Origin of the sequence: Streptomyces sp. NPDC047841 (assembly GCF_040704085.1) — a bacterium.
Classification (GTDB): Bacteria; Actinomycetota; Actinomycetes; order Streptomycetales; family Streptomycetaceae; genus Streptomyces; species Streptomyces argyrophylli.
Genome location: NZ_JBEYRP010000013.1, coordinates 273,730 through 288,209, shown reverse-complemented (window position 1 = coordinate 288,209; position 14,480 = coordinate 273,730). Strand labels below are relative to the sequence as shown.

The 14,480-nt window shown below is 72.8% G+C and carries 13 protein-coding genes and 1 pseudogene; 7 read left to right on the top strand and 7 right to left on the bottom strand.

Annotation, left to right across the window (positions count from 1 at the left end; genetic code table 11):
• Window positions 1-119: 119 nt before the first annotated feature.
• The 4 genes from AB0947_RS23610 to AB0947_RS23595 form a co-directional block, all read right to left on the bottom strand.
• On the bottom strand, window positions 120-2,918 hold the full coding sequence (locus AB0947_RS23610; RefSeq protein ID WP_366752309.1) for a tetratricopeptide repeat protein: 2,799 nt from the start codon (window positions 2,916-2,918) through the stop codon (window positions 120-122).
• A complete protein-coding gene (locus tag AB0947_RS23605; RefSeq protein WP_366752308.1) occupies window positions 2,915-3,382 on the bottom strand; it encodes a hypothetical protein in 468 nt (155 codons plus the stop codon). Before AB0947_RS23605 ends, AB0947_RS23610 begins: the two co-directional genes overlap by 4 nt.
• Before the next feature lie 101 nt (window positions 3,383-3,483).
• Complete coding sequence (locus tag AB0947_RS23600) at window positions 3,484-4,317, bottom strand: PIG-L family deacetylase (RefSeq protein ID WP_366752307.1); 834 nt, start codon at window positions 4,315-4,317, stop codon at window positions 3,484-3,486.
• Window positions 4,318-4,577: 260 nt separating this feature from the next.
• Window positions 4,578-4,781 (bottom strand): hypothetical protein, encoded by a 204-nt coding sequence (locus tag AB0947_RS23595; protein ID WP_366752306.1) that lies wholly within the window; start codon window positions 4,779-4,781, stop codon window positions 4,578-4,580.
• 326 nt (window positions 4,782-5,107) lie between these two features.
• On the opposite strand from AB0947_RS23595, the gene AB0947_RS23590 reads away from it, so the two are divergent.
• The 4 genes from AB0947_RS23590 (at window position 5,108) to AB0947_RS23575 (ending at window position 8,791) form a co-directional block, all read left to right on the top strand.
• Window positions 5,108-5,401 (top strand): DUF1778 domain-containing protein, encoded by a 294-nt coding sequence (locus AB0947_RS23590; RefSeq protein ID WP_366752305.1) that lies wholly within the window; start codon window positions 5,108-5,110, stop codon window positions 5,399-5,401.
• Entirely contained in the window at window positions 5,398-5,781 is a 384-nt protein-coding gene (locus AB0947_RS23585; protein ID WP_366752304.1) for a fic family toxin-antitoxin system, toxin component, read from the top strand. The genes AB0947_RS23590 and AB0947_RS23585 overlap by 4 nt, the downstream gene beginning before the upstream one ends.
• A gap of 503 nt (window positions 5,782-6,284) precedes the next feature.
• Complete coding sequence (locus AB0947_RS23580; protein WP_366752303.1) at window positions 6,285-7,646, top strand: bifunctional o-acetylhomoserine/o-acetylserine sulfhydrylase; 1,362 nt, start codon at window positions 6,285-6,287, stop codon at window positions 7,644-7,646.
• Window positions 7,643-8,791: a homoserine O-acetyltransferase gene (locus AB0947_RS23575; RefSeq protein WP_366752350.1), complete on the top strand. Its 1,149-nt coding sequence runs from the start codon at window positions 7,643-7,645 to the stop codon at window positions 8,789-8,791. Before AB0947_RS23580 ends, AB0947_RS23575 begins: the two co-directional genes overlap by 4 nt.
• Here AB0947_RS23575 and AB0947_RS23570 read toward each other — a convergent pair.
• Both AB0947_RS23570 and egtA read right to left on the bottom strand, forming a co-directional pair.
• A pseudogene (locus AB0947_RS23570) lies at window positions 8,785-9,312 on the bottom strand (PLP-dependent transferase); the annotation flags it as partial. The gene AB0947_RS23575 and the pseudogene AB0947_RS23570 overlap by 7 nt on opposite strands.
• 101 nt (window positions 9,313-9,413) lie before the next feature.
• Window positions 9,414-10,694, bottom strand: a complete 1,281-nt coding sequence (gene egtA / locus AB0947_RS23565; RefSeq protein ID WP_366752302.1) for an ergothioneine biosynthesis glutamate--cysteine ligase EgtA — start codon at window positions 10,692-10,694, stop codon at window positions 9,414-9,416.
• Between the two features lie 424 nt (window positions 10,695-11,118).
• Here egtA and AB0947_RS23560 point away from each other — a divergent pair, with 424 nt between their 5' ends.
• Complete coding sequence (locus AB0947_RS23560) at window positions 11,119-11,949, top strand: alpha/beta hydrolase (protein ID WP_366752301.1); 831 nt, start codon at window positions 11,119-11,121, stop codon at window positions 11,947-11,949.
• Between the two features lie 69 nt (window positions 11,950-12,018).
• Here the strand turns inward: AB0947_RS23560 and AB0947_RS23555 are convergent, their stop codons facing one another.
• Window positions 12,019-12,420: a hypothetical protein gene (locus AB0947_RS23555; protein WP_366752300.1), complete on the bottom strand. Its 402-nt coding sequence runs from the start codon at window positions 12,418-12,420 to the stop codon at window positions 12,019-12,021.
• A gap of 277 nt (window positions 12,421-12,697) precedes the next feature.
• Between AB0947_RS23555 and AB0947_RS23550 the strand changes: the two genes are divergently transcribed.
• Both AB0947_RS23550 and AB0947_RS23545 read left to right on the top strand, forming a co-directional pair.
• Window positions 12,698-13,357: an RNA polymerase sigma factor gene (locus tag AB0947_RS23550; RefSeq protein WP_366752349.1), complete on the top strand. Its 660-nt coding sequence runs from the start codon at window positions 12,698-12,700 to the stop codon at window positions 13,355-13,357.
• Entirely contained in the window at window positions 13,354-14,454 is a 1,101-nt protein-coding gene (locus AB0947_RS23545) for a CU044_5270 family protein (protein ID WP_366752299.1), read from the top strand. The genes AB0947_RS23550 and AB0947_RS23545 overlap by 4 nt, the downstream gene beginning before the upstream one ends.
• Window positions 14,455-14,480 lie beyond the last annotated feature (26 nt).

The window sequence follows — 14,480 nt, the reverse complement described above, 5'->3', positions numbered from 1 at the left end:
CGGGCGTGGCGTAGCGCTCCGGGACGGCCTCCGCCGGCCAGCAGGGAGGGCTGCTGTGTCATCAGGCGGGCAAAGGCGGCCGGTGCCCCGGTAGCCGCCGCGCCGTCCGCGAGGGCCTCCTAGGTGACCGCGGGGCCCGTCCCGGCCGCCTTCTGGTGGGCGAAGGCGAGGTTGTCCCGGACCATGCGGGTGTCGGGGTGGTCCTCGCCGAACACACGCACGTGGTCGGCCAGCGCCCGCTCGTACAGCGGGATCGCCCGGGCCAGGTCGTCCACGGACTCGTACGCGTCGGCGAGGGCGCTGCGAGCCGCGAGGGTGTCGGGGTCGTCCTCGCCGGACACACGCACGTGGCCGGCCAGCGCCCGCTCGTACAGCGGGATCGCCCTGGACAGGTCCCCCGCCACCTCATAGGCGAGGGCGAGGCTACTGCGGAGGACGGGGGTGTCGGGGTGGTCCTCGCCGAACATGCGCAGGTGGTCGGCCAGCGCCCGCTCCAGCAGGGTGGCCGCCCGGGTCGGGGCATCGCCGAACGCGCAGGCGAAGGCGAGGCTGATGCGGGCGGTGTGGGTGCCGGGGTGGTCCTCGCCGAACAGCCGGATCCGATCGGCCAGCGCCCGCTCGAACAGGGGGACCGCCTGGGCCGCCTGGCCCGCTGAGCGACAGGCGGACGCGAGGTTCTCGCGGGAGACGAGGGTGTTCGGGTGGTCTTCCCCGAACACCCGTCGACAGCCGTCCAGGGTCTGCTCGTACAGGGGGATCGCCCGGTCCAGGTGGCCCGCCGACACGTAGGCGGCGGCGAGGGCACCGCCGGAGACGAGTGTGTAGGGGTGCTCTTCCCCGAGAATCCGGGTGCGGCCGTCGAGTGCCCGCTCGTACAGGGGGATCGCCCGGTCCACGTCGCCCGCCGACTCGTAGGCGGCGGCGAGGTTGTGGCGGGCCGTATGGGTGTCGGGGTGGTCGTCTCCGAGGACGCGGGTGCGGTCGGCCAGTGCCCGCTCGTACAGGGGGATCGCCCGGTCCGCCTCGCCCGCCGACTCGTAGGCGGCGGCCAGGTTGTGGCGGGCGGTGAGGGTGTCGGGGTGGTCCTCGCCGGACACCCGGGTGCGGTCGGCCAGCGTCCGTTCCAGCAGGGGGATCGCCCGCTCCGCCTCGCCCGCCGACTCGTAGGCGCAGGCCAGGTTGTTGCGGGCGGTGAGGGTGTCGGGGTGATCCTCGCCGAGGACGCGGGTGCGGTCGGCCAGCGTCCGCTCGAACAAGGGGGTCGCCCGGTCCGCCTCGCCCGCCGAGAGGTAGGCGGAGGCGAGGTTGTTGCGGGCGGTGAGGGTGTCGGGGTGATCCTCGCCGAGGACGCGGGTGCGGTCGGCCAGCGTCCGCTCGTACAGGGGGATCGCCCGGTCCACCTCGCCCGCCGACTCATAGGCATAGGCCAGGTTGTTGCGGGCCCTGAGGGTGTGGTGGTGATCTTCGCCGAGACCGCGCACGCAATCGTCGAGGACGCGCTCATAGCGGGCGATGACGCGTCGGGGCCGGCCCAGCCCCCGAAGCAGTCCGGTCGCGAGGTGGAGCGGCAGAGGCGTGCCGGGCGGGGCGTGGCGGTCGAGGTGGTCGATGTGGGGAAGAAGGGGGCGCCACAGGTGCCACATCGCCGGCTCGTCCCAGCCGGCGGGAGCACTGTCCACCAGGAGGGAAGTGGCCAGGCGGAGCGCCGCGTCGATGTCGTGCGCCCGGCGGTGCGGGTCGTCGGCGTCAGGAGTGCGGGTGACGGCTTGGACGAGGCGGTGGACGTTCAGGGTTCCGTCGTCGCTGGTGGTGATCATGCTGTAGGCGGCGAGCCGGCCGATCGCGCCCTGGACGGCGACGGGAGTGCCGAGGGGACCGAGGAGGGCGCGGGGGATGCCGGCGGGCGCGTACCAGGCGAGGACGCGCAGGATCTGTCCGGCGAGTGGGGTGTCGGTGAGCCGGTCGAGGGTGATGCGCCAGATGCGGGCGATCGTACGCGCGCTGTCGCCGCCCTCGCTCCGCTCACGGAACATGTCGGCCGGGTAGTCGGCGAGCAGGCCGAGATAGGCGCGGGGGGTCGTACCGGTTTCGGCGATGTACGCGCCCGCCTGTTCGACGGCGAGCGGCAGGTGACCGAGTTCGTCGCACAGTTCGGCGGCGCCGTCCAGGTCGACGCGACGGGTTCCGGCGTGGGTGAGGATGTGGGTGACGAGGCGGAGGGACTCGGCGGGGCCGAGGACGTCCAAGGGGACGGGGGTGGCGGTCGCCTGCCAGCCGGTGGCGCGGCGGCTGGTGATCAGGACCCGGCCGGACGTGGCACGGGCGAGCAACGGTGCCGTGTGCGCGGCGTCGGTCACGTTGTCGAGGATCAGGAGCCATCCGGTGTGGGTCGCCAGCCACTGCACGGCACGTTCGGTGAGCTGGTCCGGCGGGAGCTGGGCGAGGGCGGGCTGCAGAGCCCGGGCGAGCTCGGCCAGGCCGGCGTCGAGGCCGGCGGCGCTGTCAGCGGTGATCCACCAGATGGGGTTCTCCGTGCCGGCCCGGGTGGCGGCCCAGTGCGCGGCGAGGGCGCTCTTGCCGACGCCACCGAGGCCGTGCAGGGCCGGCACGCCCTTGGCACCGGTGCCGTCGAGCGCCGTGTCCAGCAGGCCGAGTTCTCGCTCCCGTCCCACGAACGCCGCGTGCCGGGCAGGCAGTTGGACGAGCCCGGGCGGGGCGTCGACCTCAGCCGGTGGGCGCAGCTCGCCCGGTGGGACGTGCACGATGGTGGTGTGGTCGCCGCTGCTGGCGGTGCCGGTGAACGGCGTTCCGCCGGTGTTGATCGCGATGGACCGCTCGCCCGCGGAGACGGCGTCGCCCTGCCGGGGTTCGTGAGCGGTGGTGTCGGGCTTCGGTCTCGTGCGGCGCAGCCATTTCACGGGGTGGGTCCGCTCGTCCGGTCGTCCCCGGTGACGATGTCGCCCGTGAAACCGCCCCCGAGGGCCACGGACCGCTCGCCGGAGGCCACTACCGATTCCGGCGTCGTCGGCGTGGGCGCCGGTCCTTGCCGCGAGGCGCTTCGGGGCCCGGGCGCCGGCGCGGGTGTACCCCGGTCGCCCGTCGTGATGGTCCCGTTCACCGGGCCGTTGACCGCCACCGCGCGGTTGCCCGAGGCGGCGACCGTTGCCGTGGGTGGGGTGGGTGCGGCAGCGGCGGCGAAGCTCTGACCCCACAGGACGGCGAGTGCGGCCACCGCGGTGCCGAGGGCGCACGCGACAGCCCACCGTGTGGCCGTGTCGGCGACCACGGGCACCAACGCCCACCGGCCGCACACCAGCGCGGGCACGGCGAACGCCGCCACTGTCACCCCGGCCGCCGTCACCCAACGCCACAGACGCCCCATCACGCCCACCCCCCACCGCACCCGAGCCCAGGCGCTGCCTCAGGGCTGACCTACCGTCACCCCGGCACGGTTAAACCGCGCACCCGCTCTTCTCGGGTGGATCAGCGCAGTCCGGCGAAGAGGTCGTTCTCGGGTATGGCCGCGCCCGTGGTGTCCTGGACACGTACGAAGGTCTCCATGCCCATCAGTTCACCGAACCTCTCCTTGCCCATCTTGAGGAAGAAGATGTTGTCGCCCTGGCTGGCGTGCGCGGCCAGCGCGTCGAACTTCTGGCCGCTGAACCCGGTCGTGTCCACCCACGTGGTGATCTCGTCGTCGGGGAGACCGATCTCGGCCATCGCGGCGGCCTCGGCCGGATCCGGCTCCGGCGTGTCCTCGTTGAACTCGCGCATGACCTCGCCGAACCGCCGCATCACCGAGCGAGGCATCGTGGTCCAGTACACCTTCGGTACCGGCGAGGTCATCTCCAGCGCCGCCATCGTGATGCGGTGGGCCTGGATGTGGTCGGGGTGGCCGTAGAAGCCGTTCTCGTCGTAGGTGACGACCACATCAGGCCGGTAGTGCCGCATGAGTTCCGCGAGCCGGGCCGCGCCTTCCCGCACGGGGGTCTGCCAGAAGGATCCGGGGGCGTCGTTGCTCGGCCAGCCCATCATCCCGGAGTCGGCGTAGTCCAGCGTCTCCAGGTCGCTGATCTTCAGGACGGCGCAGCTCGCCGCGAGTTCCTGACGGCGCATCAGGGCGACCGCCGCCGGATCGTGCCCGGGCTCGCCCGGCTTGACACCTCCGGGTCCGTCACCGCAGCGGCCGTCGGTACACGTCACGAGGACCGTGCGGATGCCCTCCGCCGCGTACCGCGCGAGGACCCCTCCGGTTCCGGTGGCCTCGTCGTCGGGGTGGGCGTGCACTGCCATGAGCGTCAAGGGCCGGTCAGTCATGAAGCGATCCTCCTGCGGAAGTACGTCGTGGTCGAGTGTGCGGCGGGTGAACCGCGATCCTGGGGCCCGGATCCTGGTGCGGCGCCAGTCTCCCAGCCGGTGCGACGGTGGACCGGCTGTTCCAAGTGGGCCGCGCTGGTGGCCGACGGTGCGGAAGAGGCGGTTCCGCGGTGCTGCGCGCTCAGGACGAGGTGGTCCTCGCCGCCGCGCCGCATCGTGCGTGGGGTGCGCAGCGCCCTCGGCGGTCCCCCCTCGGCTGGTTACGACGCGGTGGCCGGCCTTCCGTGTCCCGGTGCGTGCGGGAGCGCGTGGGGGAACCCGGGGCCCAGGGCGTTGTGCGGTGCGGGCAGGCGCATGACGCGTGCCAGGTCGTGGTGTATGCGGTCGGCCTCACCGCGCACCAGGGCGGGGATGTCGCCGCGTTCGACGACGAGGCGGCTGTAGATGGGGGTCTCGTGGAACACGGCGGTGTCTGCTCTTTTCAGCTGGGCGGGGCAGGGCGGCGGGTGTCTACAGGCGCGGGTCGCTCAGTCGTGTCCGGGAACGGGCCATGTCCGACACCCTAAGGTGTGGCACCGACAACGCCGGCCTGCGCGGGGGGGCGGACGCATCCCCGCCTCGCCGTCGGCCGTGCGCTGTCGTGGGGGGCGGTACGGGCGCAGGCGACGGTCCGTCGGACGCCGTCCCCGCAGCCGTCGCACGGGCCCCGGCGGACCGTGGGGCGGGCAGGTGGCCGCGGTCCCGGGCCGGGGCTGTCCTGGGCGATGGTACCGGCGGTACCATCGGTACCATGACCAAGGCCATGAACCTGCGCTTCCCCGATCCAGCCCAGCGTGCCGCGATCGAGGCCGCCGCGAAGCAGGAGGGCGTCAGCCTGCAGGAATACATCCTGTCGGCTGCGTACGCCCGGGCCACCGCGGTGGAGGACCGCTTCCTCGATGCGTTCAGGGCGTCGATGTCGCACAGCGGTGACGCGTTCGCCGAGGAGGCCGGCACGGCCGGTTCCGGTGCGCAGCAGCGTGAGGCGGAGCTTCAGGCGCGGCGTGAACTCGAGGAGCAGCAGGAGCGGGGTCACGCCGCGTGACGCAGAACGAACCGCTCCACCCGCTGGACGTCGCCTTCCTGCTGCACGCCGCCGAGCTGCTGCCCGGTGATCCCCAGGTGGACGACTACGGACCGCTCTACGCGGCGGCCGGCCGGGTCAACGCCAGGGCGATGGAACGCGACGTCTACGGCTCGGTGTACCTCAAGGCGGCCGCGCTGCTCCAGACACTGGCGAAGCTGCCGTGTCTGGAGCACTCCAACGAGGCGTTCGCCTGGCACTCCACCGAGGCCTACCTGGCCCTGAACGGGCACCGGCTCGACTACCCGCCCAAAGAGGCCGTCGCCCTGGTGCGGGACGCCGCCTCCGGCACGGCGGGCGTCGGCCTGATCGGCCGCCGACTGCGGTCCTGGGCCGTCTGACCGCACCGCGATACGACCAGGGCGGCGACGCCGCCGCGCTTCCGCGGGCTCCTTCAGGTCTGCCGAAGAGTGTCGCGCCGCCCGGCGACGAGCACCTCGGTCTTCGTACCGGGGCCGGGTCGAACCGGTTGGCCGGTGCTGTTCGGCCAGGCGGAGTCAGAGGCGGTGGGCCTTCGGTGGTGACCGGGGCCTGGTAGGTGTCCGCGGTGATCTCCCCACCCGGAACCGGCACGTCGGCGCGCGTGGTAGCGGTCTCGTACTGGCGCGTCGTCGGCCATCTGTGGTTACCTGAGCCCATGACCGGGTTTGTGACTCGCCGCCACGTTGACTACGTGCGTGTCACCACCATGTGTTGTCGCACCGTGAGCTGACGCCGCGCTCCGGCATCTGAATTCCCCTCTTCACCACCGCACCGCACTGTCCTCCGCCCTGCCCTCTTCCGGCCCGGGCGGCAGCCGCGCGGTCTCCTCACGCACCCCGAACGCCCCGCACAAGGGAGAACCATGAGCCAGCCGCTCGACTCCGTCACCGCCGGCCACACCCCCGAGGACGCACCCGCGGGTCCCGACACCTCGGCCTGGTCGTTCGAGACCAAGCAGATCCACGCCGGCACCGCGCCGGATCCGACGACCGGGGCGCGGGCGGTGCCGATCTACCAGACCACCTCGTTCGTCTTCCGCGACACCCGGCATGCCGCCGACCTGTTCTCGCTCGCCGAGCCGGGCAACATCTACACCCGTATCCACAACCCGACCCAGGACGTCTTCGAGCAGCGGATCGCCGCGCTCGAAGGCGGGGTCGCCGCGGTGGCCGTGGCGTCGGGGCAGGCCGCGGAGACCCTCGCCGTCCTGACCCTGGCGAGCGCGGGCGACCACGTCGTCTCCAGCACGTCCCTGTACGGCGGCACGTACAACCTGTTCCGCCACACCCTGCCCAAGTTCGGCATCGAGGTGTCCTTCGTCGACGACCCGGACGACGTCGAAGCCTGGCGCGCGGCGATCCGGCCGAACACGAAGGCCCTGTTCGCCGAGACGCTGGGCAATCCGCGCGGCAACGTCCTCGACGTACGGGCGGTGGCCGACGCCGCCCACGCGGCGGGCGTCCCGCTGATCGTGGACAACACCGTGCCGACCCCGTATCTGCTGCGTCCGATCGAGCACGGCGCCGACATCGTCGTCCACTCCGCGACCAAGTTCCTCGGCGGGCACGGCACCACCATCGCCGGCGTCGTCGTCGACGGCGGTACGTTCGACTTCGGGGCGCACCCCGAGCGCTTCCCCGACTTCAGCGAACCCGACCCCAGTTACCACGGCCTGCGGTACTGGCCCGCGCTCGGCCCGGGTGCCTTCGCCGTCAAACTGCGCGTGCAGCTGCTCCGCGACATCGGCCCCGCGCTCTCCCCGCACTCGGCCTTCCTGCTGCTGCAGGGCGTGGAGACGCTCAGCCTGCGTGTCGAACGGCACTCCGCCAACGCGCAGGCCCTGGCCGAGTGGCTGGAACAGCGCGACGAGGTCGCCGCCGTCCACTACCCGGGGCTGGAGTCCAACCGCTGGTACGAGGCGGGGCAGCGCTATCTGCCGCGCGGCGCCGGCGCGGTCCTGGCCTTCGAACTGCGGGACGGGGTCGAGGCCGGCAAGCGGTTCGTCGACGCCGTCGAGCTGTTCAGCCACCTCGCCAACATCGGCGACGTCCGCAGTCTCATCATCCACCCGGCGTCCACCACCCACAGCCAGCTGGACGAGGAGCAGTTGGCGGCGACCGGCGCCTCCCCCGGCCTGGTGCGGCTGTCGGTCGGCATCGAGAACCTCGCCGACCTCAAGGCGGACCTGGAGGCGGGCTTCCGCGCGGCGAAGGGCGCGTCCTGAGCGCCGTACTGGCGACCTCCGAGATCCCCCTCCCGCCGCCCTCCGGGGCCTGGCGGGAGGGGGACCCTCCGGGTCGCCGCCGGTGGCACGTGCGGGAGAAACCGCTGCCGCTGGAAGCAGGGGGCGAACTGCCCGGTGTCCAGCTGGCGTTCGAGACCTGGGGGCGCCTGGCACCGGACCGCTCCAACGCCGTACTGGTGCTCCACGCGCTCACCGGCGACAGCCATGTCGCCGGACCGGCCGGGCCCGGTCATCCCACCCCTGGCTGGTGGGACGGGCTCGTCGGGTCCGGTCTGGCCCTGGACACCGACCGGTGGTTCATCGTCGCCCCCAATGTGCTGGGCGGCTGCCAGGGCAGTACCGGGCCGTCCTCGACGCGCCCCGACGGACGGCGCTGGGGCGGCGCCTTTCCCGCCCTGACACAGCGGGACCAGGTCGCCGCGGAAGCCGGCCTGGCCGACGCGCTCGGCATCGACCGCTGGGCCCTGGTGGTCGGCGGCTCCATGGGCGGCATGCGTGCCCTGGAGTGGGCGGTGTCGTATCCGGAGCGCACGGGCGCACTGCTCCTGCTCGCCACCACGGCAGCGGCGAGCGCGGAGCAGATCGCCTGGGCCGGCATCCAGCTCCACGCCATCCGCAGCGACCCGCACTGGCACGGCGGCGACTACCACGACACGGGCCGGGGTCCGCACGCGGGGCTCGGCCTGGCCCGCCGCATCGCCCACGTCACGTACCGCAGCGAGCCGGAGTTGCAGATCCGCTTCGGCCGCGCGCCCCAGGGCCCGGAGGATCCGTGGTACGGCGGCCGGTACCAGGTCGAGTCGTATCTCGACCACCATGCCGCCAAGCTGGTGCGCCGTTTCGACGCCGGCAGTTACGTCGTGCTGGCAGAGGCCATGAACGCGCACGACATCGGCCGCGGTCGCGGTGGTACGCGCGCCGCTCTGCGCCGGGTCACCGCGAGGACGCTGGTCGCCGGGGTGCGCTCGGACCGCCTGTATCCGCTCACCCAGCAGGCGGAGCTGGCCGCCGGGATGCGCACGGGAGACCACCTCCGGGTGATCGAATCCCCCTACGGTCACGACGGTTTCCTGATCGAAGTGGACCAGGTCGCCGCGCTGGTACGCGAACTCATCGCTCAGTAAGGGTCGTCGACGCCTTCGATGCCGGCCGACAGCCGCACCAGGCCCGGCGTGGCCCCGGCCGCGGCCCGCCGGCCGGGGGCCAGTTGGGCGTGGGTGGTGGAGGCGGGGTGGATGACGAGGCTGCGGACGTCGCCGATGTTCGCGAGGTGGCTGAACAGCCGGACCGCTTCGACGAAACGCCGGCCGGCCTCCAGGCCGCCCGCGAGTTCGAAGGCGAGCACCGCTCCGGCGCCGCGCGGCAGATGGCGTTCGGCCGGTGTCCGCCACGGGCTGGAGGGCAGGGCGGCGTGGTGGACCCGCGTCACCTGCGGCTGTTCCTCGAGCCGGGCGGCGAGCGCGTGGGCGTGGGAGACGTGCCGTTCGACGCGCAGGCTGAGCGTCGCCGGCCCTTGCAGGAGCAGGAAGCTGTTGAAGGGGGAGACCGCCGGGCCCGGGTCCCGCACCAGCCGGGTGCGCAGACGCGGCGCGTAGGCGAGTCCGAGGCCGGCGAAGGAGTCCCAGAAGGACAGCCCGTCGTAGGCGCGCAACCGCCGGACTCCTCTGCTGAGCCCAGCCGGGGGAGGACGGCCGCGGAGCGGGCCCGGCATCGCGCGCTGGACGTCGGCGTCCCCCGCGCGCCCGGTCATCGGCGCAGCGGGCGTGCCACGGCCGCGCTGCCGGTCGGCACGTCGTCCGCCGGGCTGCGGCCGCGGCGGACGTAGCGGTCGGTGTAGGCCGCGACGGCGTCCGTGATGCCGGTGCTCGCCCCCAGCCGGGGCAGGGCGTCCAGGGCGGCGGCGAAACAGGTCACGGCGGCACGCTTCAGGTCCGGGTCGGCAAGCCCGTGGCGCGCCGCGTCCCTCCACAGGGGATTGTGCGGTGCCGGGGCCCCGGCGGCCCGCCCGGCCAGGGGCGCCACCGCCCTGTGCGCGATCGTCGCGGCGCCCGGGTCGTCGAACAGGGCCGTGACCACCGCGAGCGGCACGATCCAGCCGTCGTCGCCGGGCTGTGCGTCGATCATGCGCAACTCCAGGTGTCCCCGTGGCCTGACGGGCGGGAACAGCGTGCTGATGTGGTAGTCGAGGTCCGCCCGGGTCGGGCGGCGCCTGGTGCGCGAGCGGGTCCATTCGCGGAAGCTCAGTCCCTCCGGCACCTCCCAGGGGCCGTCGCGCCGTACGCACATCACGGGGGCGTCGAGGACCCGCCGGACCCAGGCGCGGCGCGGGTCGGGGTCCGGGGAGGGCCCGCCGGCCCGCCCCGAGTCGAGCTCCGTCCACATCAGCTGCCGCGTCGACAGCCAGCCCGTGGACCGGCCTTCGGCCATGGGCGAGTTCGCGAACGCCGCGACCAGGACCGCGCCCAGGTGGTGTGCCAGCCACCAGCGGCGCGCGAATCCCATGACGCCGGGTTCCTCGCGTCCGGCGTCGAGGCACACCTGTACGGAGGCCGAGGTGCACATCAGGGCTCGCCCGGCCGGGCCCGTGCGGTCGAGGCAGGCCTCCATGGCGTCGTAGCGGGGCTCCCGCAGGAACCGGCGCGGCGGGTTCCAGGGGTCCACGCCCATCCCGGCCAGGATCAGGCCGTGCCCGCGCAGCACCGTGCGCACGGCCGCCAGGTCGGCCGAGACGTCCGAGACGCACTCGGTCAGCGACGGGGCGGGCCGGGAACTCAGCTCCACCTGACCGCCGGGCTCGATGCTCAGACCGGACGCGAGCGGCAGGGTCCGCAGCACGGCGTGGACCGCTTCCAGCCGCTCCCGGGCCACCGGGCGGTGCGGCGCGCGCTCCTGGTGGACCAGCCACTCCACCTCGACCCCGACGCTGCGCGGCGGGCCGGTCCTGAAGCAGGCTCCCTCGATCAGCGCCTCCGCCTCGTGTTCGGTGAGGGCGGGGCCATGGGCTCCGCACTCCGGTGGAACGGACATCCGGGAGCCTCCTGAGCCGCCTCAGGGCCGTCGGGGATCCGACGTCCGGCACGCGTACCGCCGCGCCTGCTGCAAGAGTCCGCCGCCGGACCCCGTCCTGACAAGCGCGCATCCCGGACGAGTGGGGCTTCGGCGACCCACGGCGAAGGGACCGGCCCCGCGACGGACGCCCCGGACGGAGGTGTGCCGACGCACCGCGCCTGCACGTGCCGGGCCGCGCCGTCCCGGCGGGCGTCATCGTCCAAGCGGTCGAAGCAACCAGATGAAACCGGGCGCGGCCCGGGTGGCATGACGGCCGGGAGCGGTCTGATCCGAGAGGATTCCCGCGCGCGGGCAGGGGTCGGCCGGTGCACCGCGTTCGCCCGGGCGCGGCTCGACCCGCACAACGCACAAGTGAACATCCGACACAGCAGGGGAACCAGCGATGAGTACAGTCACCACGCCGGACGGCACCGTCATCTTCTACAAGGACTGGGGCCCGCGGGACGCCCAGCCGATCGTCTTCCACCACGGCTGGCCGCTCAGCTCCGACGACTGGGATGCCCAACTGCTGTTCTTCCTCGCCAAGGGGTACCGGGTCATCGCGCACGACCGCCGCGGGCACGGGCGGTCCAGCCAGCCCGGGGCCGGCCACGACATGGACACCTACGTCGCCGACGTCAACGTGCTGACCGACGCCCTCGACCTCCAGGGGGCCGTGCACGTCGGGCACTCCACCGGCGGTGGCGAGGTCACGCGCTATGTGGCACAGGCCAAGCCCGGCCGTGTCTCCAAGGCGGTGCTCGTCGCGGCCGTCCCGCCGGTCATGGTGAAGAAGGACAGCAACCCCGAGGGCACCCCGATCGAGGTGTTCGACGGATTCCGTGCGGCCCTCGCAGCCAACCGGGCCCAGTTCTTCATCGACGTCCCCGCCGGGCCCTTCTACGGCTTCAACCGGCCCGGGGCCGAGGTGTCCCAGGGACTGATCGACCGGTGGTGGTGGCAGGGCATGATGGGCGCGGCGAACGCGCACTACGAGTGCATCAAGGCCTTCTCGGAGACCGACTTCACCGAGGACCTGAAGAAGATCGACGTCCCCGTCCTCGTGATGCACGGGACGGACGACCAGGTCGTGCCGTACGCCGACTCGGGCCCGAAGTCCGCCGAACTGCTCAGGAACGGCACGCTCAAGAGCTACGAGGGTTACCCCCACGGGATGCTGTCGACGCACCCCGAGGTCCTCAACGCCGACATCCTCGCCTTCGTGGAGGGCTGAGACCGGACGGCCCCGCGCCACGGCGCCGGCATCCCCGCGGGCCGGCGCCCCGTGCCGCTGGTGCGGAACTCACTTCACCTTGACCGCCACGGTGGGCGAGTAGACCTTCTCGGACCCGCTCACGCCCGCGATCCGCAGATGCTCGGCGCCCTTGGTGTTGAGCTTGGCGATCAGGGCGTACGAGCTGCCCTTCTTGACCTTGGCGGTCGCCCTCAGCGGGATCCACTTGCCGGACTTCTCGTGCTGGAGCACGAGCGGGGAACCGACCTTCAGGCCCTTCGTGCGGCCGGTGAACGTCACCTTGTCCCCGGCCTTCACCTCGGTCTTGTCGGCCTTCACGGTGATCGAGGCCATCTTGCCGGGGCTCGGGCTCGCGGCCAGGGCTGCGGTCGTCCCGCCGGTGAGCAGCGCCACGGAGAGGGCACCGGCGCCGAGCGTACGAAGGCAGTGGTGACGGAGTGCGGAGGTCATGTGTGTCTCCCGTCCTGTCGCTCAATGGACTCTCCCAGGCTGGCGCTGGGACGCGTCTCTCGCCACTCCGAGCCGCCGCGGCCACGGCGTCGCCTCGTCACATCAGCCACCTGACCTGGTCTTTTACGGGCCGACTGCGCCCCGGAACCCGGTGGCCAACCCCTGGCGTCCCAGAACGACGACGAAGTTGAACGGTTGAAGGACCACTTCGCGGACGTGACGCACGTCACGGGAAGTGGAGCCGAGCATCCGACAGGTCCCAGAGGTGAGCATTGACATGCGTGCCCGGCTACGGGCGGGGGAACCGGCCGCGTTCGCCGAGTTGTTCGACAGTTACGCCCGCGGCGTGTACAACCACGCTTTCCGTCTGACCGCCGACTGGTCGACGGCCGAGGACGTCATGGCCACCACCTTCATGGAGGCCTGGCGGCTTCGCCACAGGATCGACTCCGAAGGCGGCTCGCTGCGCCCCTGGTTGCTCGGCATCGCCACCAACACGGCACGCAACCAGTACCGCAGCAACCGGAGTTACCGGCGAGCGGCCCTCGCCACCGCGGCCGCGGAACTGAACGTGCCGGACCACGCGGAGGAGGTGACCGAGCAGATCGACGGCCAGCGTGAGCTGGCCGTGGCCCTCCGGGCGCTCGCTTCCTTGCGCAGACCCGAGCGGGAGGTCATCGCGCTGTGCGTGGGAGAGGGGCTCGACTACGAGGCCGCGGCGACAGCGCTCGGCATCCCCGTGGGCACGGTGGCCTCCCGGCTGTCCCGGGCCCGCCGGAAGCTGCGCTCCCTCGCGGACGCCGAACTGGCACGGCCCTCCGGGCCGGCGGAACGGCCGGAAAAAGGCCGCGGCAGACGGGAAGCCGGGGTGACCGGCCGACAGATACCTGGTGATCGGATCGACACCGTCCGGCCCGCACAGGAAGGAAACCGATGAGCGCGAACACGTCCCGGCCCGGCCCGGGTGAGTGGGAGGAAGCCGCACGGCTGCTGTCCCGGACCGCGCGCGACCTGCCTACGGGCCGCCACGAGTACCACAAGGAGCGTCTGATGGCACACATGGACCAGGCACAGCGCACGCGGGAGACTTCCCCGCGCCCCGTGGAGGCGCGCCGGTTCCGGCTCGCCCGCCCGGCGATCGCACTGCCCGCCCTGGCCGCCGCCGTGGCCGCGGCCGTCATCGCCGGCACGGCGCTGACCGGCGGAGACGGGAACGGGAACGGACCCCGCCGGCTCGCCACCGGGCCCGCCCTGACCACGCGGATCGGCGCCGCCAGCCCGAACGGGGTGGGCCGTCTGCTCGACCAGGTCTCCCTCGTGGCGGCCGAGGACGACCACCCCGCCCTCAAGGCGGGCCAGTACGTGTACATCGAGTCCAAGGCGGCCGACACGTTCGTGAAGACCGTCGACGGCAGGAGCAGCCTCGCCAGCCATGCCCTGCACAGGCGCCAGGTGTGGTTCTCGCCCGACGGGACCAAGGGGTGGCTGATCGACCCGGCCGTCGACGACAGCCCCGAGGGGGAAACCCTCAGCCTCCCCGACGAACAGGGCAACACCCCCGTCGCCGGCCTGAACCACCCCTCCTACGACTACCTCGCCACGCTGCCCACCGACCCCGGCACCCTCCTCGCGAAGATCTACAAGGAGACCGAGGGACAGGGCAACTCGCCGGACCAGGAGGCGTTCACCACGATCGGCGACCTGCTCGGCGAGAGCTACCCCCCGGCCGCTCTCTCCAAGGCGCTGTTCAAGGCCGCGGCCCGGATTCCCGGCGTCGTGACCGTGAACGACGCCGTCGACGCGGTCGGCCGGCACGGCGTGGCGGTCGCCCGGCTGGACGGGACGAGCGGCCAGCGAGAGGAGTGGATCTTCGACAGGAACACCCACGTCCTCCTGGGCCGGCGATCCGTCCAGGTGAACAGGGCCCGGGGCGCCGACGAACTCATCAAGCCCGGAACCGTGCTCTTCACCAGCGCCGTCCTGCGGCGGGCCGTCGTCGACGGCATCAAGCAGGTCCCCGCACGCACCGGCTGACAGCGCGAGGCGATACCCAGCGGTGT